This is a genomic window from Glaciimonas immobilis (assembly GCF_011947285.1).
GTDB lineage: Bacteria > Pseudomonadota > Gammaproteobacteria > Burkholderiales > Burkholderiaceae_D > Glaciimonas > Glaciimonas immobilis.
The window spans coordinates 364,596-387,555 of the sequence record NZ_JAAOZT010000012.1 but is presented as its reverse complement, the minus strand read 5'-3'; the positions used below and the strand labels follow the sequence as shown (position 1 = coordinate 387,555).

Below are 22,960 nucleotides of genomic sequence, written 5' to 3'. Positions count from 1 at the left end.
CGAGTGCGCTTTAGTTGGATAAAGCTGTCCGTTTTTGAATCGGATCTAGCTCGACGGTACGAAATAATTTTCGTCCGGTTTGCAGAAATGTCTACGTCAACGCGGGATTTTTTCTCGCGTTTTTCGTGGACTTTTCCCGTATTTATTTTTGCTCTGCTCGCTTACTCTGAATAACGCACTTTCAGGCCGTCGATGACCCGACGCAGCAATCGATGCGCGCCGCCCCATATCCGGGTTCCTTTTACGGTAAAGACGCTCCCGGTTGCGCTCCCGTCGCGACCGAAAATCGGGCTATTTACGATGACACATTTTTTACAATAATACTTTATGAATAAATTAATCATTAAACACATAGGCATTGTTCCCTTGATGTTACTCAGTTTGGCATTTACTGCTTCAGAATCCCAAGCGGAACCAGTGCGCGATAACATTGGCGTACCTATCCAGGATGTAAAGCCGACCAAACTATCCTATGGAAAAAATATCCTGACGGATCATCGTCAGAGAACGACTGCCCTTGAAATTAAGGTGGTTGGCAGCGCCATGACGAAATTATATTTTTCCAAAATTGTTCTTCCTAAAGGGGCTTATATTGAGATATCCGATCCCTCGCGCACGGAGGTGTATCTGTATGGCTGGCGCGATTTTTTACGGACCGATGCTCGCCATGGTGCGCAAATATTCTCGCCCACGTCAATCTCCGGAGAGACTGCGTTAGTCAAAGTTGTTTTCCCACACGGCGTCACGCCAACGGACAATGATATCGTTTATCTAGATCATTATGAAACGCGAAAAAAAGACCAGTCAAAAGGGATTATTGACGGACAGGATGAACGTATCCCTTCTATTTGCTATAAGTCACGGGATAACGGCTTCTATCAACGCAGTCAGGCTACCGCCTTCGCGGCGATTGGTGGATACGGAACGACCTGGGCGGTCGGCAACAAAAATTTTATGATGACCAATAACCATGTCGCGGGGACAAATGACGCGTTAGCGAACGGGGAGATTTGGTTTAATTACCGCGCAGATATTTGTTCGGCAGATAACAGCACCAACAATATCGTCAAAATCAAGCCAGGACATATCATCACCGCGGGTCTTTCCGATTGGAAAGATGATTATTCTTTATACGCGCTTGATCAATTTGACTATAAAAACGCAAAAGTAAAAGCGCTATTTGGTGGACTTCGCATCAGTGAAAAAAGAAACAGCATCGGTGATACTTTGTATATTCCGCAGCATGGAAATGGCGGTATTATGCCGCAAAAAATCGCCGCCACTAAGTCGGGCGAAGCATGCAAGGTTCTGTATTTTCATGATCCGGACCATAAGGGAACCAGATTTAACTGCGATGTTCAACCAGGAACCTCTGGTTCTCCTGCGCTATCGCAAGATAGTAACGAAGTTATGGCATTGGTTTGGGGGTCGTCGTCGGATTCCAATGTCGGCGTGTCGTCATGGTATTTATGGGATAAAGTTAAATCTTTTATTCCTGCCGATACAAACGTAAATGTGCCGGGAATTGGCGATGTGCTTAGTGCGATGGTCAGTATTCCCTCTGCAACCGTAGCAGTTTCAGCCAAAAGTTTTAATAATGACGTTACGTTCGAATCATTTGAAGATCAGCTAGTGGTGCATTATGGTAACGCTAACAACGGCTACTCAACCATGGTTGTAGAAGGTAAGGATGTGGTATCCGGAGACATCGTGCCGGTAACCTATCGTTTGGCGGTTGAATCGTCTTGCGGCATTGGTAATCTGACGCAGTCCTGCGCTTCCTCGTCAGGAACTAAAATTAATGTTTCCTATAAAGAGTCCGATAATCTGCTTTTGGCAGCGGATATCGCGACAACTTCCTGGATTCCATTAAAAGTGTTCGCCGCGTCTGACGGGCATCTGGCGCATGGTTTACTTATTAAGATTGCTAATACGCATCCGAACGGTCATCCAGTCGAAGCGAAAAATGTTATCGGTGAATAATATTCCGTAGGTGCCATTGTTAAGCTTTCGATTGCAGATGGCGATCGGCGACGCGACGCAGCAATTTGGATTGTCTGTCCGCGCCGCTCCCAATGGGTGCATGCCAACCTACGCCGCGTCCTGAATGGATAAGCCTAATAAAAAAGCCCCGCAAGATATAATCTTATGGGGCTTTTTGTAAGACCGGATCAATTACTTGATCTTTGTCTCTTTGTATTCAACGTGCTTACGGACTTTTGGATCAAACTTCATGATCGACATTTTTTCCGGTGTAGTACGCTTGTTTTTGGTAGTCGTGTAGAAGTGACCTGTACCTGCAGTCGATTCTAACTTGATTTTGTCGCGGCCTGATTTCGCCATGATGGTTCCTTTATTCTGCTAGTTAGACTTTTTCGCCACGAGCACGCATATCGACTAAAACGACATCAATGCCGAGTTTGTCAATAACGCGCAGACCGGCGTTAGAAAGGCGCAGGGAGACCCAGCGGTTTTCTGACTCAACAAAAATGCGACGATTTTGCAAGTTCGGCAAAAAGCGACGTTTTGTTTTGTTATTTGCATGGGAAACGTTGTTGCCGACCATCGGCTTCTTCCCAGTGACTTGGCAGACACGTGCCATGTTTTACCCCTTGACGATTTCCGAAATTGGAAGAAACAAAGTATATCTAAAAAACTGAGGTTTATCAACAACTTGGCGAAAACAAGTGTGTCTTTATAATTTTTTAGATTTAACAATTTGCTGTCGATGTGATGATCAAAGTTTTTTAGATTTGCGCATGAGGTTCCGTCAACCAGATTGGCTGGTGGGTCGCGAGGGTCCGCTATTGCAGGTGGACGGCATGGGCGGTCAAGCAGAACACCACGCCATTGATGAGTTGGGCGCAGGCTCTATAAGTCACCATGTTCGCTGAAGGAATAAACGCGCGTACCTGCTACGACAAAATGATCCAGAATACGAATATCCACCAATTCCAGTGCTTGTTTTAATACTTTTGTTAATTGATGGTCGGCCGCGCTGGGTTCCGGGTCGCCTGACGGGTGATTATGGGCCAGAATGACGCTAGCGGCATTGTGGGCGAGGGCAGCTTTGACCACTTCGCGCGGATATACGCTGGTGTGGGTCAAAGTACCTCTGAATAATTCGTCACACGCGATAAGGCGATTTTTGACATCCAGAAAAAGCATTACAAATGATTCATATGGTTTGTTGGAGATTAATAACTGCAAATATTGCTTTACCGCCCCCGGCGAGTTGAAGCTGCCTTCCTCGCGCAGTTCTTCGGAAAGTGCGCGTCTTGCCAGTTCCAATACAGCTTGCAGCTGTGCAAATTTAGCAGGCCCAAGGCCATTAATAGCGGAAAAATCGCTTAGCGAGGCGGAAAACAGGCGATGCAGCGATCCGAAGTGGCTGGTCATGTCGCGGCCCAAGTCAACGGCGCTTTTACCTGCCACGCCGGCACGCAAAAAAACAGCTAATAGTTCAGCGTCGGAAAGCGCTGCCGGTCCAAGTCGGATGAGACGTTCGCGTGGTCGCTGTTCAAGCGGCCAGTCAGTAATTGCCATAGTGTGTTTTCATGTTGTGGTTGCGATTTAAAATAAGGTTATAAAAAAAGGTGCACAAAATCGGTGCCCTGGTTGAGGTGAAAGCGATGCCAGGACGTTAGTACCGCAGACCTTTTCTTTAACCTGCCTTACAATACGGGTTCTAACGTTTTTGTTGCTTCTACTCTCCTCATTCATGACTAATTTATCCATACCAGTTGTCACCGAAGCGTCCTTTCTGACTTTGCACTATCGTCTGGCCTCGCAGGCCGGTGACGATATTGTCAGCACTTTCAATGCTTCCCCCGCGACCTTGCAATTTGGGATGGGTCAACTCGCACCGTTCCTGGAGAGTTGTTTGCTGGGTCTGGTCGAGGGAACGCACAAAACGTTTGAGTTGTCCCCTGAGCAAGCCTTCGGTCCACGTAATCCGGATCTGGTACAACGGATTTCCCGGGCTACGCTTAAGCAAAATTCGCAGTTGGGACACGAATATCGCATTGGTGATCTGGTAGATTTTGCCGCGCCAGGTGGTGGCCAGTTCGCGGGTGTACTGCGCGAAATCGATGAGCAAAGCGCATTATTTGATTTCAATCATCCATTGGCTGGCCAGCAGGTACAGTTTGAAGTAAAAATCATCGGAATTTTGTAATGTCGCGACACAGTTAAGTAAATGTCGCATGATTGTTAAAGTTGTAAGTCTTCACGGGTCTACTATGGATAAAGAGATTTTATTGGCGCAACCACGTGGTTTTTGCGCCGGCGTTGATCGGGCGATTGAAATTGTGGAGCGTGCGCTTATTCAATTTGGTGCCCCGATTTATGTACGTCATGAAATTGTGCATAACGCGTATGTGGTCGCGGACCTGCGGGAAAAAGGCGCAGTCTTCATTGAGGAACTGGCGGATGTACCAGCTGGCAATACTGTCATATTTTCCGCGCACGGCGTGTCTAAGGCTGTTCAGGCAGAGGCCCGGCTGCGTGGTCTGAAAGTGTTTGATGCAACTTGTCCGCTAGTGACCAAAGTACACATCGAAGTCGCAAAGATGCGCAAGGAGGGGCGAGAAATCATCATGATCGGACATGATGGCCATCCTGAAGTGGAAGGTACTATGGGGCAAACCGAGCAAGGTATGCACTTGGTTGAAACCGTCAGCGATGTCGAAAAACTTCGCGTGACGGATCCGGAAATGTTGTCCTATGTTTCCCAGACCACTTTATCGGTAGACGATACCGCCGACGTCATTGCGGCCCTGAAACGTAAATATCCCAATATTACCGAGCCTAAAAAGGGAGATATTTGCTATGCCACGACCAACCGCCAGCAGGCGGTGAAATTCATGGCCCCCCAGGTGGATGTTGTGATTGTGGTGGGAAGTCCTAACAGCTCAAACTCCAATCGCCTGAGAGAGGTAGCGGAAAAAATGGGGACGGCGGCATACATGGTCGATAACGCATTTCAGATCGACCCCGCCTGGCTGAAGGATCGGCCACGTATTGGTTTAACGGCTGGCGCATCGGCACCGGAAATATTGGTGCAGGCAGTGATTGATCGCCTAAAAGATCTAGGCGCTAAGAGCGTGCGTACACTGGACGGCGTTGAGGAGAATGTGATGTTCCCTATGCCTAAGGGATTAGCGCGTACCTAAAATTCCTGCCGTAATCTCTGCTGTGGCGGTATCGCCGAAGGCATAACGGCACCCACGGCACCCACGGCATCGGACTTTATTTTAAAGACCGCTTTCATCAGTGCGGTCTCGATCAAAAGACTATTTTGATTGAACACCGTAATTTGGTTTCTCATTTTTCTTTGATGCGCTGCATCATCTACCTATAAACCTCCTGATTCGCTCAAGAGGTTTTTTTTCGCACTTTGTTTCGTGCCGCAATTTTTAGAAGACGCGACAATATAAAATTCAGATTAGATGGCACTTTTCCATAGATAGTTTTTGCCTTTCCTCGTTATGATGGCGGCGTCTAATTAAGACTTCCGGAATCAGGTTGCCGTGTTGCTTGCCATATGGAAATGTGGAAAGTACTGAGGTTTCAGATGCTTCGTATATGGTTATAATCCGCCCATTTTGCGCAGATTTTTGCTTATATCCGAAGATCAGGTAAGTCGCAAAAGAGGGCGTTGATCTGACACAAAAAGTGATTAAAAGGGGTTGATTCGGCACATACTACCCGGGTGCCAACTCGGCATATTTCTGATCAAATAAACTTTTAGTGAAGTACAGCACTCCTCGTTATAATCGCCCTGTTATGGTGCTAATCGCAGCAATGCACCAATCCGGGAAAGTGCATAAAAAAGCGACGCAAGAAAAAAGCTTATTAAAAAAATGAATCAGGAGACAACTATTATGTGTATTTTTACTCTTTCCGACAATCCGACCATACAAAATTTTCTTTCTGCTTACTTTAGCTAATCAATCTAAATATAGGTATGGCACACCGGTTTTTGTAGGGTGCCGTTTTTTTATCTGGAATGATTTTTGCTAACGATGAGCAGCACCGCAGGGGCTCCTTACCGGGTCAGATGGTGCGTGCAGGCTAAGTTGAATCGAATCACATTAAGAATAGGAAATCATGGATACCTTTGTCCAACAAATTATCAATGGCCTCGTGCTAGGAAGCATGTACGCTTTGATCGCGCTGGGATACACGATGGTGTATGGCGTGTTGAACCTGATCAATTTCGCACACGGCGATATTTTAATGATCGGTGCGATGGTGGGTCTTTCGATCCTCAAACTGGTTCAGGCTTATGCGCCCGATTTACCGGGCATCGTCAAATTAATGATTGCCATTGCAGGTGCCATACCGGTCTGCGTCATCGTCAATCTAGTGATCGAACGCGTCGCCTATCGGCCCTTGCGTAATGCACCGCGTCTGGCACCGCTGATCACCGCGATTGGCGTCTCAATCCTGCTGCAAACTTTTGCGATGATGATCTGGGGCCGCAGTCCTTTAGCTATGCCGCAGGTGATGCCGTCTGATCCAGTGCACATTCTGGGCGCACTGATTTCTCCGACGCAGATTATGTTGTTGATATTAGCGACACTGGCGATGGTCGGTCTGGTGTTGCTAGTAGAAAAAACCAAAATGGGTCGCGCCATGCGCGCCACCGCGGAGAATCCTCGTGTCGCCGGTTTGATGGGCGTCGATTCCAATCGAGTGATTGTGATGACCTTTGCTATTGGTGCAGCGTTAGCGGCAGTCGCTGGCGTGATGTGGGGTGCAAATTACTCCTCCGCGCAATTTGCGATGGGTTTCGTGCCCGGTCTGAAGGCGTTCTCGGCTGCGGTGCTGGGCGGGATTGGTAATATTTATGGCGCGATGTTAGGCGGCATTTTGCTCGGCCTGATTGAAAGTCTGGGTGCCGGTTATATCGGCGACCTGACCGGCAATTTCCTGGGTAGTAACTATCAGGATATCTTTGCGTTCATCGTACTGATCATCGTACTGACCCTTCGTCCGTCCGGCATCATGGGCGAACGTGTGGCCGACCGCGCTTAACCGGGACTGGAGAACATTATGGCTAATTATTTCGATACGCAAAAAAATCCAGCGAAAGCTTATGGCAGTCTGGCCATCCTGGCGATTTTTCTGGTGGCATTCCCATTTGTCGCCGCCATGTACGGTAATTCATGGGTCCGGATTATGGACTTTGCGCTGCTGTACATCATGCTGGCGCTAGGACTGAACATCGTGGTCGGTTTTGCCGGTCTGCTCGATTTAGGTTACATCGCGTTTTATGCGATTGGCGCTTACATGACCGGCCTTCTCGCATCGCCGCAATTTGCGTCGGTACTGGAATCGTTCGTCAATACTTACCCTGCGGTGGGAAATTTTCTTGTAATGGTTTGTGGACCAGAAATCGTCCAGCATGGTATCCATTTATCGCTGTGGGTGATTGTTCCACTGGGCGCTGCGCTGGCCGGTTTATTTGGTGCGATCCTCGGTGCGCCGACCTTAAAGTTGCGCGGTGACTATTTGGCGATCGTCACGCTCGGCTTTGGTGAAATCATCCGAATTTTTATGAACAATCTGAATGCACCGGTAAATATTACCAACGGTCCGCAAGGGATTAACCTGATTGACCCGATTCATATTTTTGGTGTGTCGCTTGCCGGCGCACGTGGGTCGAATGCGACGGTTTATTTTGGCGGGTTCGGTATGCCTTCGGTCAACGCCTATTACTTTCTATTCTTATTTTTGTGCGTAGCGATTATTTTTATTACGGTGCGGCTGCAACACTCGCGGCTTGGACGTGCGTGGGTGGCTATTCGCGAAGATGAAATTGCTGCCAAGGCGATGGGTATTAATACCCGTAACGTCAAATTGCTGGCGTTTGCAATGGGTGCTTCGTTTGCCGGTGTTGCCGGGGCGATGTTTGCCTCGTTTCAAGGTTTTGTATCGCCCGAGTCGTTCTCGTTGACAGAGTCAATCGCGGTATTGGCGATGGTGGTGTTGGGCGGCATGGGGCATATTCCGGGCGTGGTGCTGGGTGCAGTTTTGTTATCGGCGTTGCCGGAAGTGCTGCGGCATACGGTAGAACCGGTGCAGATGGCTATTTTTGGTAAGGTCTTGATTGACGCAGAAGTGTTGCGCCAATTGTTATACGGTCTGGCAATGGTCGTGATCATGTTGACACGTCCATCCGGTTTGTGGCCTGCGCCTAAGCATGAAGACCGGCCTGATTCCGATGTCGATTCACCTGCGAAGTCAGTCGACGTCGTGGCCGCTTAAGGAGATATCATGAGCGAACAAATTATTCTCAATATCTCCGGCGTTAATAAGCGCTTTGGCGGCCTGCAAGCTTTATCTGAAGTTAGCATCAAGATTGCGAAAGGCCAGATTTACGGCCTGATCGGTCCTAACGGTGCGGGCAAGACGACTTTATTTAATGTGATCACCGGGTTGTATCAGCCTGACACCGGATCGTTTGAGTTATCCGGTAAGCCGTATTCTCCCTCTGCGCCGCACGAAGTGGCGAAGGCAGGGATTGCGCGCACGTTTCAAAACATCCGTTTGTTCGGCGAAATGACCGCGCTCGAAAACGTCATGGTCGGTTGCCACGTCCGTAGCCATCAAGGCGTCTTTGGGGCAGTATTCCGGCATCCTGCGGCTAAACGCGAGGAGGCAGGTATCCGCGCGCGTTCAATGGCGTTGCTGGATTTTGTTGGCATATCCCGCTTTGCGGATCGCACTTCGCGTCATCTGTCGTATGGCGATCAGCGTCGCCTTGAGATAGCGCGTGCCTTAGCGACCGAGCCACAACTGCTGGCGTTGGACGAACCCGCCGCCGGTATGAATGCGACCGAAAAACTCGGCTTGCGTGAGTTGCTGGTTAAAATCAAGAACGAAGGAAAAACCATTTTGCTGATCGAACACGACGTCAAATTGATGATGGGGCTATGCGACCGCATGACAGTACTGGATTACGGTAAGCCGATTGCTGAAGGCTTGCCGGCGGATATCCAGAAGAACCCGGCCGTGATTGAAGCTTACTTAGGAGGTGGTCACTAATGGTTGACAATACAAAGGCTGGCAATATCCTGCGCGTTGAAGGCCTGAAAGTCGCATACGGCGGTATCAAAGCTGTCAAAGGCATTGATCTTGAGGTCAATAAAGGTGAGCTAGTCACGTTGATCGGCGCTAATGGTGCCGGTAAAACGACGACACTTAAGGCAATTACCGGTACGCTGCCAAATTGTAAGGTCGAAGGTTCACTGCATTATCTGGGATCGGCGATCAAGGGAAATCACTCGTTTGACCTAGTGAAGAAAAACCTGGCCATGGTCCCTGAAGGCCGCGGTGTATTTACACGCATGAGCATTCATGAAAATCTGCTGATGGGCGCTTATATCCGCGACGATAAGGCAGCCATTGCTGCGGATATCGATAAATGGTTCAGTGTATTTCCGCGCTTGAAAGAGCGTTCGGCGCAGATGGCCGGCACCTTGTCCGGTGGCGAGCAACAGATGCTGGCAATGGCACGGGCGTTAATGAGTCATCCGACGTTGCTGTTACTCGACGAGCCTTCCATGGGATTATCCCCAATCATGGTCGAGAAGATTTTTGAAGTCATCCGCAACGTGTCGGCGCAAGGTATCACTATTCTGCTGGTTGAGCAGAATGCGAAGCTGGCGTTGGAGGCTGCACATCGCGGCTACGTTATGGATTCTGGTTTGGTGACCATGAGCGGCAATGCTAAGGATATGTTGAACGATCCTAAGGTTCAGGCGGCGTATCTGGGTGAGGGCTAGGTCAGCGCTTCTCGGAGCTGATGGTCAGTTTTGAATGTTAGGCTAGTAAAAAAGGAGCCTAGGGCTCCTTTTTTACGCTGCAATTGGTGATCCGTTTTTTAATAACTTCCTACTACTGCCCGTTAATAGGGTCATGCCTGAGCATAAATCGTTATCTTGCCAAATTTTGCCAAGTCTATTAGTATTCATCAATGACTACGATGAATATTTCTTTACCCGAGGCGCTGAAGGCTTTTGTTGATACTGAGGTGTCACAGGGCGGTTATGGCACATCCAGCGAATATATACGTGAACTGATACGCAAGGATCAAAATGGCAAGTCTTTGCGACGGTTACTACTGGATGGGGCGCGCTCTGAGCCCCTTGGTCAATTTGATGCCGCTTATTTCGACGGCCTGCGCCGGATGATTAAATCCCAAGCGCCTTAATGCCGGGTAATAAGCCCGTCATACGCCGCCTGCTCGCTGATCAGGATATCCAAAAAGCAATCGCGTTTTATGTTGATCAGAGCGAGCATCGTTTAGCGTTGGCGTTTCTAGATGCTTTTGAGGAGGCTATCGTGCATATTCAACGCCATCCCGATGGTGGCTCGCCTCGGTATGCGCATGAACTCGATCTGCCGGGCTTGCGGTCTTGGGCATGCAAGCGATTCCCCTATTTGCTGTTCTATATCGAGAGAGACGGCCATATAGACGTCTGGCGTGTTCTGCATGCCCAGAGAGATATTCCTGCATGGCTGCTGGGAGAAGGTCATTAATGAAGCGCTGAAGGCCGGCCTTGGCATAATCCATTGGATTCGATGCGGGGTGGACATCGTCGAGTGTAGTTATGTTTTTTGGTATTGTCAGCGCCAACCAGCGCCTGTGCAGCATGCGATATCTGAATGATCGACCGCAAGCAACACACCAGAAAGTAACCCGAGACACCAAAAATCTGCCAAGCTAAGCCAATGCCCGCGAATTGCTTAGCAGGCATTGGTGACGGAGTGAGGGCAGGGTGTGGAACGCTAACTGAAATCTCCGCTACCTTTACGCATATCAAAGGGTTATTACCATTTCCTATGTACGATAGCGGATCGAGCCACGGTGAAGTTAGCACACTACCAACGACTCACCACCGTTGCAGATCAAATAGTTGCCAGTTGCTCGGCCGCATCCGCTTGCCGTTGCTTGAACGCTTTGACGTCTGCCGCTGCTTCGGCTGGTAACGTGTCGGTGTCAGGTGTGATGCTCGGTGCCTTGGTAGCTAAAGGAATTACACGTTGTTTAGGCGCAAATGAAGGCGCCATACCACCGTTGGACGACACGTTCTTACCCGTAGCAACATCCTGAAGACGACGATACTCGGCAAGTACACGGTTTCCATATCCGCCATCGGTAGCAAAGGCCGCCGCGCCTACATAACGCTTCAGACCAGCTTCGACGGATCCACCCTGGCTCACGTAATCCTTCAGGATGAGCGAACCGACCTTGATATTGGCGGTTGGATTAAGGGCTGCTTTGAGGCCGCCAAAGTCCTCAAATTTTTCTTGATGAACTTTTGACATGACCTGCATCAGGCCCTGTGCACCGACCGGGCTTTCGGCAAAAGGATTCAAACCAGACTCAATCGCCATGACAGCAAGGATGAGCAGTGGATCAAGTTTGGTTTCTTTAGCAGCTTTGAAGGCAGTACTAACAAACAGATTGGTAACATCACTTGCTACGCGATAACGCTTTGATAGCCAGTTGGTAACCCACAGTTGTTGATGTGCGTCTGAAGCTTTTACGATCCGCTTAGTTACAACGGCCGTTTGTATAGGCCTTGGTGCATGATGTGCCAGAGTTTCCGCGATAGCAGACAGGTTGTTATTGGTGCGGGCTTCCATACCCGCCAGATCGGTCTGCTCAGCTTTAGCTAAAGCTGACGGAGATAGTGCTGTGGTGTCCGGCGCAAATATCGCAAGTTCGGCCATCCCATTAAGTTCTTTGGTTAGCTCTGGCTTTGCGACTAACGCCGTGATGCCGGTAACGGAAAGAAGAGAAATTATTATTACTGCCATTCCTGCGATGCTGGTGTTGCCAACAATATTACTTACGGTAGTACGTGCAGTGGTATATGCATTTGACGTCAGACTGGCAGACTGGCTACCAATTTGTTTCAGTGCGTCTAACGGTGTCTGATGAGGGCCGACTCTGACCCTGGTAGTTCCTACTTTTATTGAGCGTGCTAACAAATTGAACCTCCTGTATCGTTCCGTGCATGCAGAGGCCTAAAAGGGGCACTAGCCAAACAGCGGCTTAATCCTGCATTGCAACGTATCAATATCGCTTGGCGCTTCCTAGAGCCTAAAACAGGCTCCTACAACTATATGGCGCGAAACGTCGTCTTGTTTGCAGTCGACTGGCGGTTAGGAATAGTCACATTCGGTTAAATGTGCCGACCAGTTGCAAACAATTTTTCGGGGAAAGGCTGACGCCTTTTGAAACAATCCTTAAAATATCATTCGTTAAAATGACATTTGGGACCCCGATCCCGTATGAGTTAAAAGCTTTAAAAATAGTCCAAAATGGCATGTTCGCCAGTCCTGACTTCAGCTAGACTTGCCGCGCATTGTATGGGGCGGTTTATATCAAGTCAACACTATTAAAGTCTAATTCTATTACTTTTAAATCTAATGAAGTGGGGTTGAAACGGATAAAAGTCAATAAAATCAGATGCTTGGCTTAAGTGCTTAAATTGTAGGCTTCACAAATAGAAACAATCAAAATACATGAAATATACAGATTTACGTGATTTTATTGACAAGTTAGAGCGCATTGGTGAACTCAAGCGCGTTGCCGCGCCCGTTTCTCCGGTGCTAGAAATGACCGAAATATGCGACCGGACGCTTCGCACTTCCGGCCCCGCATTACTATTTGAAAATCCGGTCGGGCATTCCATTCCAGTGCTGGGTAATTTATTCGGCACCCCACGGCGCGTTGCATTGGGGATGGGGGTCGAGAATGTAAGCGAGTTGCGTCGCATCGGTCACGTGTTAGCACGCTTAAAGGAACCTGAACCACCAAAGGATTTCAAGGACTTGCTGGGGTTAGGATCGCTGGTAAAATCGCTGTGGGATATGGCACCGAAAGAGCGACGCTCCGCACCGTGCCAGGAGATTGTATGGGAGGGAAGCGATGTAGACTTGGCGAAGTTGCCAATCCAGCATTGCTGGCCGGGGGACGTCGCACCACTCATTACATGGGGCCTGGTGATCACCAAAGGTCCGCATAAGAAACGCCAGAATCTGGGCATCTATCGACAACAGGTACTCTCGCGCAATAAAGTTATCATGCGCTGGCTGGCGCATCGTGGCGGCGCACTGGATTTCCGCGAGCACGCAATTGCGACCGGCGGCAAACCTTACCCGGTCGCGGTTGCGCTAGGCGCAGATCCCGCTACGATATTGGGCGCGGTGACACCGGTGCCGGATAATTTGTCGGAATACCAGTTCGCCGGATTATTGCGTGGTAGTCGGACGGAGTTGGTGAAGGCAATCGGCAGCGAATTAAGGGTGCCTGCATCTGCTGAAATCGTGCTCGAAGGTCATATCAATCCGGATCCCAATCACCCCTCAGGGTATGAGATGGCTCTGGAAGGACCGTTTGGCGACCATACCGGTTATTACAACGAGCAGGATTACTTCCCGGTATTTACGATTGATCGTATCACCATGCGTCCGTCGCCGATTTATCACTCGACTTATACGGGCAAACCGCCGGATGAGCCAGCAGTACTCGGCGTGGCGCTCAATGAGGTGTTCATCCCCTTGTTACAAAAGCAGTTCTCAGAGATTATTGATTTCTATTTGCCGCCCGAGGGTTGCAGCTATCGTATGGCAGTAGTGCAGATCAAAAAAGCCTACGCCGGTCATGCGAAGCGGGTGATGTTTGGGGTCTGGAGTTTTTTACGACAATTTATGTATACCAAGTTTATCGTCGTAGTGGATGAGGACGTTAATATCCGTGACTGGAACGAAGTCATCTGGGCCATCACGACCCGGGTTGACCCGCTGCGTGATACTACATTGGTCGACAACACGCCGATCGATTATCTGGATTTTGCGTCGCCAGTAAGCGGCTTGGGAAGCAAGATGGGAATTGATGCTACCAATAAGTGGCCAGGCGAAACGACACGGGAATGGGGTACAACAATCTCGATGACAAAAGAAGTGAAGGCCCGTGTTGATCAAATTTGGCAGGAGTTGGGTTTATAAGATGGTTCGGCGATTGGTTGCAATCCGTTAATTTTTTAGGAAATTGACCGCACCACCGCGAAAAAAAGAGACCAATTCGCGATGATGCGGTACAATTCGGCTTGGCGGGCCCCTGCGCATTGTGGCATGGTGAATCTGGTCAGGTCGGGAACGAAGCAGCCACAGCTATTTCCCGCAAGTGCCGCAGACAAGGCTCGCCTCTTTATTTTTAATATCTACCTTCCCCGTCTTTTTTTGCACATCGTTATTGCGCATTCATTCGAACGCATCTAATGGAAATTTCAGGTTTGCCTGATTCTTAAAATTGCGTTACCGCGGTAGCCATAAGCGCTGCCGGCATACTCTGACCTTTCCAAAAATAAAATAGCGCTAACGACTATCCTACCGATACAAATGTTCGGTACAAAAGTGTTACACGCATCAAGCATCGCAATGGATTTTGCTCCTGCAATGGCCTGAGCGTTACATTCACCGTTTAGAGCAAAATAGTAGCAGCCGCCGTGCGTACGCTAAATCCGATCGTGGTCATGCCATCCACGGAGCTAGAAAACACGCTTCCGCCATGCATATTAGCGACCGCTCTTACAATCGCCAGGCCCAGTCCAAAACCATGCTGTTCGCCCCGATCATGTCGGGCTGCATCGACCCGGTAGAAACGGTCAAATAAGCGGTTTAAATGGCTGTCATGAATCGGATCGCCGGGGTTCGAAACGGCGACTTTAATCTGGTCGGTTTCTTGCGTTATATTGATGATAATTTGCGCGTCTGCGCTTGAGTGCTGAATCGCATTTTGTAACAGATTGCTCATCGCGCGTCGGAACAATGCGGTTTCGATTGGCGCTTCGACAGTGACATCGCCAACAATGCTAACGCGCATATCAGAGTCATCCAGAATGAACTCAAAAAACTCCACCGTCTTGCTGACTTGCAGCGCAATCGAGGCGACAATCAAGCCGGTCGCGTGCGTTCCCTGATCGGCGCGTGCCAGAAAAAGCATGTCGTTAATGATGGATCGGACGCGCTCCAGGTCCTCCAGATTTGATTGCAAGACTTCTTGAAATTCCACAGCACTGCGCTCGCGCGATAGCGCTACCTGCGTCTCGCCAATTAAGTTGGCTAACGGGGTGCGCAACTCGTGCGCGACGTCGGCATTGAAACCTTCCAGTTGGGTGTAAGCGTTTTCAATGCGGTCTAATGCGCCGTTAAAAGTCGTTGCGAGATCAGATAGTTCGTCCGGCAGACGGGCCACTTGCAAGCGCTGAGAGAGCGCTTTAGGACTCAGGATTTGCGCCTCATTGGAGAGTTGTTTTAGTGGTCGCAAACTGACTTTCGCGATCCAGTATCCCAGTAGCATTACCAGCGCAACGCCAGCGAGGGACAAACTAATCAGTGCGATCACAAAGGCATGCAGGGTGTGATAATACGGCTCTGAATCAATGCCCACAATCAGGCGAACTGGCGGTCGTTGCTCAAAGGCGCTGATGGTTTTAGTCATCGTCAATAGCGGGTACTCACGCTTGCGGAGTTGCATCGTGCCCAGCCCATCGCGGTCGCGTTGCAGACTATCGATTTCAGCAAGCCCTTTACCAAACTGAAAACGGGTATCGTCGCTTAAAATCCAGTATCGGCGACTGCCATCGGTGGGCGTCAGGGTGTCTAGCTTTGCCTGCACCCTCGGCCAGCGCTCAACGGTGCCGTTATGGTCGATCATGTACTGCATGTCCTGGAATATCGTGTGTAATTCTTCCTGCTGATGTCGTTGTAATTCGCTGCTAACGACGCTGTAGAGAGAGGCTCCGATGAGCGAAAAAGTTAGTAATGCGGCAGCGGCAAACATCGTCACCAGACGAACTGTAATAGAGCGCTTCATTCGGTCTTTTCATCCTTCCTCAACTCCAGCACATAACCCATCCCGCGGATGGTGTGGAGCAATTTTGGGCTGAACGGCATATCCAGTTTACTCCGAAGGCGCTTTATGGCCACTTCGACGACATTGGTATTGCTGTCAAAATTCATGTCCCAGACCAGTTCCGCAATCGCAGTCTTAGACAGAATATCTCCTTGCCGCCGCGCCAGCACAACCAGCAATGAAAACTCTTTAGCCGTCAAGTCAATCCGCGTACCGCCTTCGCCCCGATAAGCCTTCCGACTAAGCAAATCAATATGCAAGTCACCGATGCGCAACTGAATCGGTTCCTGCGTTCTACCACGGCGCGCCAACGCTTGCAGACGCGCCAAAAGCTCAAGAAACGAAAATGGTTTGATCAGATAGTCATCCGCACCGTCATGCAAACCCTTGATGCGATCCTCCACGTGATCGCGCGCGGTCAGCATGATGACTGGTGTATGCTTCACTGTACGAAGCGCGCGCAATACCGAGAATCCATCAATCCCGGGCAGCATTACATCCAGTACGATGACATCGTAATCATGTTGTAATGCCAGATGCTGGCCGTCGATACCGTTATGCGCAAGGTCAACGGTGCAGCCTTGTTCAGTCAGTCCTTTGTAGAGGTAATCAGCGGTTTTCAACTCATCTTCGACTATGAGGATTTTCATACTTGAACCAGTCTCCGGTACATCAATTATCTTATTAATAAAGCAGTACAGAATATTCGGCGATGCGCAGCTTCAACAGGCCCACCGTGGTTGACAACATTTTCATTTTCCTCCAAAAGTTACTAATCGCGCTACCTGCTGCAGCTATCCAGTAACGCCTGGCAACGAATTTACTCAAGTACAGGCGTTGCGCTTTTTGCTGCGGCCTTACGTGCTTTACGCCCCGCTTTACGGTGCTCATACCAAAAGTGCGCCCGATCCAGGTAGAGATAGATAACCGGCGTGGTAAATAGTGTCAGTATCTGCGACAAAATCAAACCGCCGACCATCGCGTAGCCCAAAGGGCGGCGCAGTTCGGAACCTGCGCCATGACCCAGCATCAGGGGCAAGCCGCTTAATAATGCGCACATTGTCGTCATCATGATCGGGCGGAAACGCAGCAGGCACGCTTGAAAAATGGCATCTTCGGGTGACATGCCTTTGTCGCGCTCGGCAGTGAGCGCAAAGTCCACCATCATGATGCCATTCTTCTTCACAATTCCGATCAATAATATGATGCCGATCAGCGCAATCACACTCAGATCATAGCCTCCCAGCATCAGGATCAACAGCGCGCCGACCCCGGCGGAGGGCAGCGTAGATAAAATAGTTAACGGATGGATGTAACTCTCATATAGCAAGCCGAGCACAATATACACGGTCACCAGCGCCGCAGCGATCAAATACGGTTGCGATGACAACGAGTCGCCGAACGCTTTTGCCGCGCCCTGAAATGCACCGGTCAAGGTATGCGGAACGCCCATTTCCTCCTGCGCTTTCTGAATCGCTGTGACAGCATCACCCAGCGACGCGCCCGGTGCCAGATTGAACGAGATCGTTACCGCCGGGAACTGACTTTGATGGCTGATCGACAGATAGCCAGTCTTGGTGGTATCGACCTTAATGAAGCTCGATAGCGGTACCTGCCGACCTGTCAATGGCGAGGTCATATAAAGCTTGTCAAACAATGCTGGATCGGTCTGAAGTGATGGGGTCACTTCCAGTACAACGTGATAGCTGTTGACTTGCGTAAAATATTGCGCAACCTGACGCTGACCAATGGCGTCATAAATGGTGGCGTCGATCAGCGCGGGTGAAATGCCGAAGCTCGATGCGCGGGCGCGATCGATGGTCAACGTCGCGGTCGCCGCTGCATTTTGTTGATCGGAGGCGACGTCCGTCAATGTCGGTAACTGACGGAAACGTGCTAACAGTCGGGGTGCCCATACATCCAGTTCCGAGAGCGAAGAATCAGTGATCGTGTATTGATACTGCGTACGCGATAATCGTCCTCCAACATTAATATCCTGTCCTGCTTGCAGGAACAAATTAACGCCCTGAACTTGCGCCAGTTGCGGTCGCAAGCGCGTGATGATCTCGTCGGCGCTGGCTGAGCGGCCCTCGTCTTTTGGTTTCAGGCTGATAAAGAAATTGCCAGTATTAAAGGTCGCCTGCCCGCCGCTCATACCGAAACCGGTGACGTCGGGATCTTTGCGAATGACATCGGCCAGTTTTAGCATTCTGGTATTCATGGAGGCAAACGATGCATCCTGAGCGGATTCGGCAAAGCCAAAAATGAAGCCGGTGTCTTGCTGCGGAAAAAAACCTTTTGGTATGATCATGAACAGCACCACGGTAGCGATCAAGGTGCAAATAAAGACACACAGCGTGACGAATTGATGACGCATAACAACGTGCAAACCGCGCTTGTAGCTATTCAGCATGGCATCGAATCCACGTTCAAACATCAACGCGAGTCGCCCGTGCTTTTCGTCGTGGTGATTACGCAAAAATCGTGAGCACAACATCGGCGTCAACGTGAGCGAAATGATGACCGATATAACGATGGTCAACGTGACGGTTACCGCAAATTCGCGGAACAGGCGACCAACAATGCCGCCCATCAGCAGCAGCGGAATAAACACCGCAACCAGTGATACCGATATTGAGATAATAGTAAAGCTGATTTCGGCCGCGCCTTTATAGGCAGCCTCCATCGGCGTCATGCCTTCTTCGACGTAGCGGTAAATGTTCTCCAGCATCACAATCGCGTCATCCACGACAAATCCCACTGCAATGGTAAGTGCCATCAGCGATAAATTATCCAGACTGAAGCCGACCAGATACATCACGGCGGCGGTGCCCATCAGCGCCAGCGGTACAGTGACGCTGGGGATTAAGGTTGCGGGAATATTCCGCAAGAACATAAAAATTACCATCACCACCAAAGCAATCGTCAGCATCAGCGTCAGTTCAACATCCAATACCGAGGCACGGATGGTCTGCGTGCGATCAATCAGCGTATTCACACGCACCGACGGCGGGATGGCAGCCTGCAGACGCGGTAACGCAGCCTTGATGCGGTTGACGGTTTCAATGACATTAGCACCCGGTTGCTTGGTGATCGCCAGTACGATTGAGCGGCCATTGATGACGGTACTATCGGCAGGTGCGGCGGCACCGGCGAAGGCCCATCCTGCCACTTTCATGTTTTCGGGTGCGTCAATGGCGATGCCAATATCGCTAACGCGAATGGGCGCACCATTTTTATATGCCAGTACCATGTCGTTCCATGGTTTCGCTTTTAATAATTGATCATTGGTGTAGACCGTAAAACTTTGTCTGTCACCATCAATTGTTCCCTTGGGTTGATTTACGGTAGTGCTGGCAATAACACCGCGTATGTCTTCCAGGTTCATCCCCAGTGCCGACAGTTTGGTGGGGTCAACCTGAATCCGGATGGCGGGCTTTTGAGCACCGCCAATATTAACCAGACCGACGCCCGTAATCTGCGAAATTTGCTGCGCGAGAATATTATCGGCGAAGTCGTTCACTTCGATTAGCGGTAACGTTGAAGATTGCACCGCCATCACCAGAATTGGTGAGTCCGCCGGGTTGATTTTGCGGAACGTCGGCGGGTTCGGCAAGTTAGCCGGGAGTTGGCCGCTGGAAGCATTAATCGCGGCCTGAACGTCAAGCGCGGCGGCGTCAATATTGCGATTTAAATCAAATTGCAATGTGATTTGGGATGAGCCAAGCGCACTGGTTGAGGTCATCTGCGACAATCCTGCGATCAACGAAAACTGGCGTTCCAGCGGTTGCGCTACATTCGATGCCATGGTCTCCGGATTGGCACCGGGCAGACTGGCGGACACTTGAATCGTCGGGAAGTCGACCTGCGGCAACGGAGCGACCGGCAGCAAGGGCCACACCGCAACGCCAACCAGCATGATGGCGATAGCCAGCAGAGTGGTGCCGATGGGGCGCTTGATAAAGGCAGCGGAGATACTCAATTCGCTGCTCCCTTAGTAGTTGGAGTAGTTGGAGTAGGGGTAGTAGGGGTAGTAGCGGTGGAAGCGGCAGTAGCAGGGGTGGTTGCGGGCGCGGCAGGCTTTGCCGTAGCCGCTGTAGATGGATCGGTTTCCACAATCTTGTCACCAGGTTTAAGCTTATATTGCCCATCGGTGACTACTTTTTCGCCGGCGACGACGCCTTTGTCGATGACGGCGGTACCATCCTGAATCTGGACCACGTGCACGGCTTGGGGTTTAACGCTATTGTCGGCACCGACGACATACACGTAAGTACCGTCCTGACCGCGCTGGACTGCCGCCGCTGGAACGGTAAGTGCCTGCGACAGATCAGCAAGGTAGAGACGTACATTAACGTATTGCCCCGGCCATAACACATGGGTCGGGTTTTCAAACGTCGCCTTTAATTGCACGGTGCCTGAAGTAGTGTCGATTTGATTGTTCAACAGCGTCAGATGCCCACTGGAAAGGGGCTGATTATTATTTCGGTCAAAAGCCGCAACCTTGAGCGGCGGATGACTTCCCTGTAACGACTTGTTGATGATCTGAAAGTTATCCTCCGGCAATGTAAACACCGTGGTGATCGGGTCAATCTGGTTAATCACGACCAGGCCAGTGGCGTCTGCGGCGTGCACTATATTGCCTGCATCTATCAGGCGCGCACCAACCCGACCGCTGATCGGCGCATTAATCGTGGTGTAGCCCAGTTGCACTTTAGCGTAGCTGATTTGCGCATCATCGGTTTTTAACGCAGCGCCCAGTTGACCAACTAGCGCTTTTTGCGTGTCGAGCGTTTGCTGGGTTGCCGCATCTTGTTCGCGTAATACGGTGTAACGCTGCAGATCCAGTCTGGCATTGCTCAATTGCGCCTGATCTTTGGATTTTTGGGCTTGTGCCTGCTCTAGTTGCGCTTGCAATGCGCGCGCGTCAATCTGCGCAAGTAACTGTCCCGCTTTAACGTCCTGTCCTTCGATAAATGCTACCTTATCGAGCTGGCCGTCGATCCGGGTTCTCACGGTGACATTGGCATTGGCTGTTACTGTCCCAACGCCGGTCAGATAGATCGGAACATCCTGTTGTTTCACCAATGCAACGGAGGCCTCAATTGGCGGAGTTTGGGTGACGGCGGCGGTGCTTGCCTTGTGCTTTCCTTTCCAGGCTCCGACAGCAACCAGGAGGATGAGTACGGTGCCAATGATATGCGTTGAGCGGCGCTTGAAAAATGGTGTCGACATAGGGTCACTCATAAATTAATTGGTGTTATTACTGGGTTGGGCGTGCAAGGCTTGCGCTGCGTCCGTATTTGCCGCCGGAGTAGCCGACTTGACTGGTTTGATCGCGGCCTCGCCACTTGCATCATGATTTTGCGCACCTTGTATTAGCGGCTCTTTTTTAGTGGCTCTTTTTTTAGCGCGCTGGCATCCCAGCCACCGCCGATAGCTTTTATCAGCCCCACGCTAGCCACCAGTTGACGACCGCGTATTTGTACTGCGGTGCGGGCATTTGATAACGCCAGTGTTTGTGCGGTTGCGACACTCAGGAAGGTGGTCGTTCCAGCGCGATATTGCAGCAATGCAAGTCGCGCCGACAGCTCTGAGGCGACGACGGCCTGATCCTGCACCGACCCTTCCTGATCAAGAACATGCAAGGTCGAAAGATTATCCTCAACATCCTGAAAGCCACTCAATACCGTCTGTTTGTATTGTGCGACCGCGATGTCGTACGCTGCAATAGCCTGAGCGCTGCGCGCACGCCGCAATCCGCCATCAAAAATAGTTTGCGCCAATGAAGCGCCAAGCGACCATACGCGGCCCGGGGTATTAAACCATTGCGCAAGACTGGCCGAATTGAACGCGCCGCCTGCACCCAGCATCAGGGCCGGGAAGTAGGCCGCTCTGGCAACACCGATGTTGGCGTTCGCCAGCGCAGCGCGGCGTTCTGCGGCCGCGATATCAGGACGCCGTTCCAGTAAGTCCGATGGCAGGCCTGGCGGGATCAGCGGTAAAGGTGCTACCAGCGGCGACATGGATGCGGACGGCACGGCCGTCAGCGTAAATTCAGCCGGTGCCTTGCCGAGCAAAATGGCGATCGCGTGTTCGAGTTGATTACGCTGTGCATCCAGATCGATCGCCTGTGCCTGCGCCGTTCTTAGTTGGGTCTCGGCTTGCGCAACGTCCGAGCGTAACGCCACACCTGCGTCATACTGGTGTTGGATCAGTGCAAGCGAGCGTGCAAACGTGGCATCAGTACGCGCATACAGATCCTTCAGCTGATCGGTAGTGCGCAGCTGCAAATAGTCTTGCGCCAGCGTAGTCTGGATGCTGAGTCGTGCCGCAGCAAGATCAGCTGCGCTAGCCTGCGTACCAGCCTCGCCCGATTCCACCACACGACGAACGCCGCCCCAGAGGTCCGGCTCCCAACTGGCATTGAGCGAGGCCGAGTAGTTATTGCCGAGGGCTGGTATGCCACTAGAAACAATGCGGGCACGACCAACGCCGACACCGACACTTGCGGTCGGCCAAAAACCTGCCCGCGCAAGATCAGCGACAGCGCGTGACTGCCGATATTGCGCCTCGGCCTGACTAATATTCTGGTTGGCCCGATTGGCCTCGGTCATAAGCGTATTAAGTGTGCTGTCGCCATAAATTTCCCACCAGCTATGGTGGGGATCAATCTGCTGCGGCGTCGCCGTTTTCCATGCGATGTTTTCTTTATACGCGCTCGGGGTATCCAATGGCGGACGCACATAATCCGGTCCGGCGGCGCATCCGCCCAGCAGCATGGCAATCGCAGCCAATCCGGTCGCGAGACCCGTAGGAGAAAGCGCGCGCTTGCACCCATTAAGGAATATGGTTGTAGTCGGCGCAGTACGCGGTCCGATCAAGGAGATCGAAGCATTGATTGGGGACGCAAAGCATGCGCGATGATGAGGAATAAATTTGGTCGAGATCATGGGCTGCACTGAGCGGTTTAGCTATTGGAAAAAATGCCGTGCGGCAATGCGCGTGGCTACCGGACGG

Annotated in this window: 21 protein-coding genes and 1 other RNA gene; 12 read left to right on the top strand and 10 right to left on the bottom strand. The window is 50.8% G+C overall.

Going from position 1 to position 22,960, the window contains the following annotated elements; all coding sequences use genetic code 11:
• Positions 1-327 precede the first annotated feature (327 nt).
• Complete coding sequence (locus HAV38_RS18825) at positions 328-1,983, top strand: trypsin-like serine peptidase (RefSeq protein WP_168056909.1); 1,656 nt, start codon at positions 328-330, stop codon at positions 1,981-1,983.
• Between the two features lie 192 nt (positions 1,984-2,175).
• Here HAV38_RS18825 and rpmG read toward each other — a convergent pair whose 3' ends face one another.
• Positions 2,176-2,343 carry a 50S ribosomal protein L33 gene (rpmG, locus tag HAV38_RS18820; RefSeq protein ID WP_009667251.1) on the bottom strand — a complete coding sequence of 56 codons (168 nt, stop codon included), beginning with the start codon at positions 2,341-2,343 and terminating at the stop codon, positions 2,176-2,178.
• Between the two features lie 22 nt (positions 2,344-2,365).
• Positions 2,366-2,602 (bottom strand): 50S ribosomal protein L28, encoded by a 237-nt coding sequence (gene rpmB / locus HAV38_RS18815; RefSeq protein WP_168056908.1) that lies wholly within the window; start codon positions 2,600-2,602, stop codon positions 2,366-2,368.
• A 157-nt stretch (positions 2,603-2,759) separates the two neighbouring features.
• On the opposite strand from rpmB, the gene HAV38_RS22145 reads away from it, so the two are divergent.
• Positions 2,760-2,894 (top strand): hypothetical protein, encoded by a 135-nt coding sequence (locus HAV38_RS22145; protein WP_260326503.1) that lies wholly within the window; start codon positions 2,760-2,762, stop codon positions 2,892-2,894.
• Here HAV38_RS22145 and radC read toward each other — a convergent pair.
• Positions 2,872-3,546 carry a RadC family protein gene (radC, locus tag HAV38_RS18810; protein WP_168056907.1) on the bottom strand — a complete coding sequence of 225 codons (675 nt, stop codon included), beginning with the start codon at positions 3,544-3,546 and terminating at the stop codon, positions 2,872-2,874. The genes HAV38_RS22145 and radC overlap by 23 nt on opposite strands.
• 175 nt (positions 3,547-3,721) lie before the next feature.
• Between radC and HAV38_RS18805 the strand changes: the two genes are divergently transcribed.
• A complete protein-coding gene (locus HAV38_RS18805) occupies positions 3,722-4,177 on the top strand; it encodes an FKBP-type peptidyl-prolyl cis-trans isomerase (protein WP_168056906.1) in 456 nt (151 codons plus the stop codon).
• Between the two features lie 64 nt (positions 4,178-4,241).
• Positions 4,242-5,174: a 4-hydroxy-3-methylbut-2-enyl diphosphate reductase gene (gene ispH, locus HAV38_RS18800; RefSeq protein WP_168056905.1), complete on the top strand. Its 933-nt coding sequence runs from the start codon at positions 4,242-4,244 to the stop codon at positions 5,172-5,174.
• Here ispH and HAV38_RS18795 read toward each other — a convergent pair.
• Entirely contained in the window at positions 5,171-5,329 is a 159-nt protein-coding gene (locus tag HAV38_RS18795) for a hypothetical protein (RefSeq protein WP_168056904.1), read from the bottom strand. The genes ispH and HAV38_RS18795 overlap by 4 nt on opposite strands.
• 782 nt (positions 5,330-6,111) lie before the next feature.
• Here HAV38_RS18795 and HAV38_RS18790 point away from each other — a divergent pair.
• The 6 genes from HAV38_RS18790 (at position 6,112) to HAV38_RS18765 (ending at position 10,551) form a co-directional block, all read left to right on the top strand.
• On the top strand, positions 6,112-7,041 hold the full coding sequence (locus HAV38_RS18790) for a branched-chain amino acid ABC transporter permease (RefSeq protein WP_168056903.1): 930 nt from the start codon (positions 6,112-6,114) through the stop codon (positions 7,039-7,041).
• Positions 7,042-7,059: 18 nt separating this feature from the next.
• A complete protein-coding gene (locus tag HAV38_RS18785; RefSeq protein ID WP_168056902.1) occupies positions 7,060-8,274 on the top strand; it encodes an ABC transporter permease subunit in 1,215 nt (404 codons plus the stop codon).
• A 9-nt stretch (positions 8,275-8,283) separates the two neighbouring features.
• The gene (locus tag HAV38_RS18780; protein ID WP_168056901.1) at positions 8,284-9,054 is read left to right on the top strand and encodes an ABC transporter ATP-binding protein; all 771 of its coding nucleotides are present in this window, start codon (positions 8,284-8,286) and stop codon (positions 9,052-9,054) included.
• Positions 9,054-9,794 (top strand): ABC transporter ATP-binding protein, encoded by a 741-nt coding sequence (locus HAV38_RS18775; RefSeq protein WP_168056900.1) that lies wholly within the window; start codon positions 9,054-9,056, stop codon positions 9,792-9,794. The genes HAV38_RS18780 and HAV38_RS18775 overlap by 1 nt, the downstream gene beginning before the upstream one ends.
• A gap of 191 nt (positions 9,795-9,985) precedes the next feature.
• Positions 9,986-10,222 (top strand): type II toxin-antitoxin system ParD family antitoxin, encoded by a 237-nt coding sequence (locus HAV38_RS18770; protein WP_168056899.1) that lies wholly within the window; start codon positions 9,986-9,988, stop codon positions 10,220-10,222.
• A complete protein-coding gene (locus tag HAV38_RS18765; RefSeq protein WP_168056898.1) occupies positions 10,222-10,551 on the top strand; it encodes a type II toxin-antitoxin system RelE/ParE family toxin in 330 nt (109 codons plus the stop codon). Before HAV38_RS18770 ends, HAV38_RS18765 begins: the two co-directional genes overlap by 1 nt.
• Positions 10,552-10,920: 369 nt before the next feature.
• Here the strand turns inward: HAV38_RS18765 and HAV38_RS18760 are convergent, their stop codons facing one another.
• Positions 10,921-12,009, bottom strand: a complete 1,089-nt coding sequence (locus tag HAV38_RS18760) for a lytic transglycosylase domain-containing protein (protein WP_245182444.1) — start codon at positions 12,007-12,009, stop codon at positions 10,921-10,923.
• Positions 12,010-12,546: 537 nt separating this feature from the next.
• Here HAV38_RS18760 and ubiD point away from each other — a divergent pair.
• Entirely contained in the window at positions 12,547-14,031 is a 1,485-nt protein-coding gene (gene ubiD, locus HAV38_RS18755) for a 4-hydroxy-3-polyprenylbenzoate decarboxylase (RefSeq protein ID WP_168056896.1), read from the top strand.
• A gap of 103 nt (positions 14,032-14,134) precedes the next feature.
• Positions 14,135-14,233, top strand: an RNA gene (gene ffs / locus HAV38_RS18750) — signal recognition particle sRNA small type.
• A 273-nt stretch (positions 14,234-14,506) separates the two neighbouring features.
• On the opposite strand, the gene HAV38_RS18745 is transcribed toward ffs, so the two are convergent.
• The 5 genes from HAV38_RS18745 to HAV38_RS18725 all read right to left on the bottom strand — a co-directional run bounded on the left by HAV38_RS18745 (position 14,507) and on the right by HAV38_RS18725 (position 22,722).
• Complete coding sequence (locus HAV38_RS18745; RefSeq protein WP_168056895.1) at positions 14,507-15,901, bottom strand: heavy metal sensor histidine kinase; 1,395 nt, start codon at positions 15,899-15,901, stop codon at positions 14,507-14,509.
• Positions 15,898-16,590 carry a heavy metal response regulator transcription factor gene (locus HAV38_RS18740; RefSeq protein WP_168056894.1) on the bottom strand — a complete coding sequence of 231 codons (693 nt, stop codon included), beginning with the start codon at positions 16,588-16,590 and terminating at the stop codon, positions 15,898-15,900. Before HAV38_RS18740 ends, HAV38_RS18745 begins: the two co-directional genes overlap by 4 nt.
• A gap of 170 nt (positions 16,591-16,760) precedes the next feature.
• Positions 16,761-19,922 (bottom strand): efflux RND transporter permease subunit, encoded by a 3,162-nt coding sequence (locus HAV38_RS18735; RefSeq protein WP_168056893.1) that lies wholly within the window; start codon positions 19,920-19,922, stop codon positions 16,761-16,763.
• Positions 19,919-21,175: an efflux RND transporter periplasmic adaptor subunit gene (locus HAV38_RS18730; RefSeq protein ID WP_168056892.1), complete on the bottom strand. Its 1,257-nt coding sequence runs from the start codon at positions 21,173-21,175 to the stop codon at positions 19,919-19,921. The genes HAV38_RS18735 and HAV38_RS18730 overlap by 4 nt, the downstream gene beginning before the upstream one ends.
• A 143-nt stretch (positions 21,176-21,318) precedes the next feature.
• The gene (locus HAV38_RS18725) at positions 21,319-22,722 is read right to left on the bottom strand and encodes an efflux transporter outer membrane subunit (RefSeq protein ID WP_168056964.1); all 1,404 of its coding nucleotides are present in this window, start codon (positions 22,720-22,722) and stop codon (positions 21,319-21,321) included.
• Between the last annotated feature and the right edge of the window lie 238 nt (positions 22,723-22,960).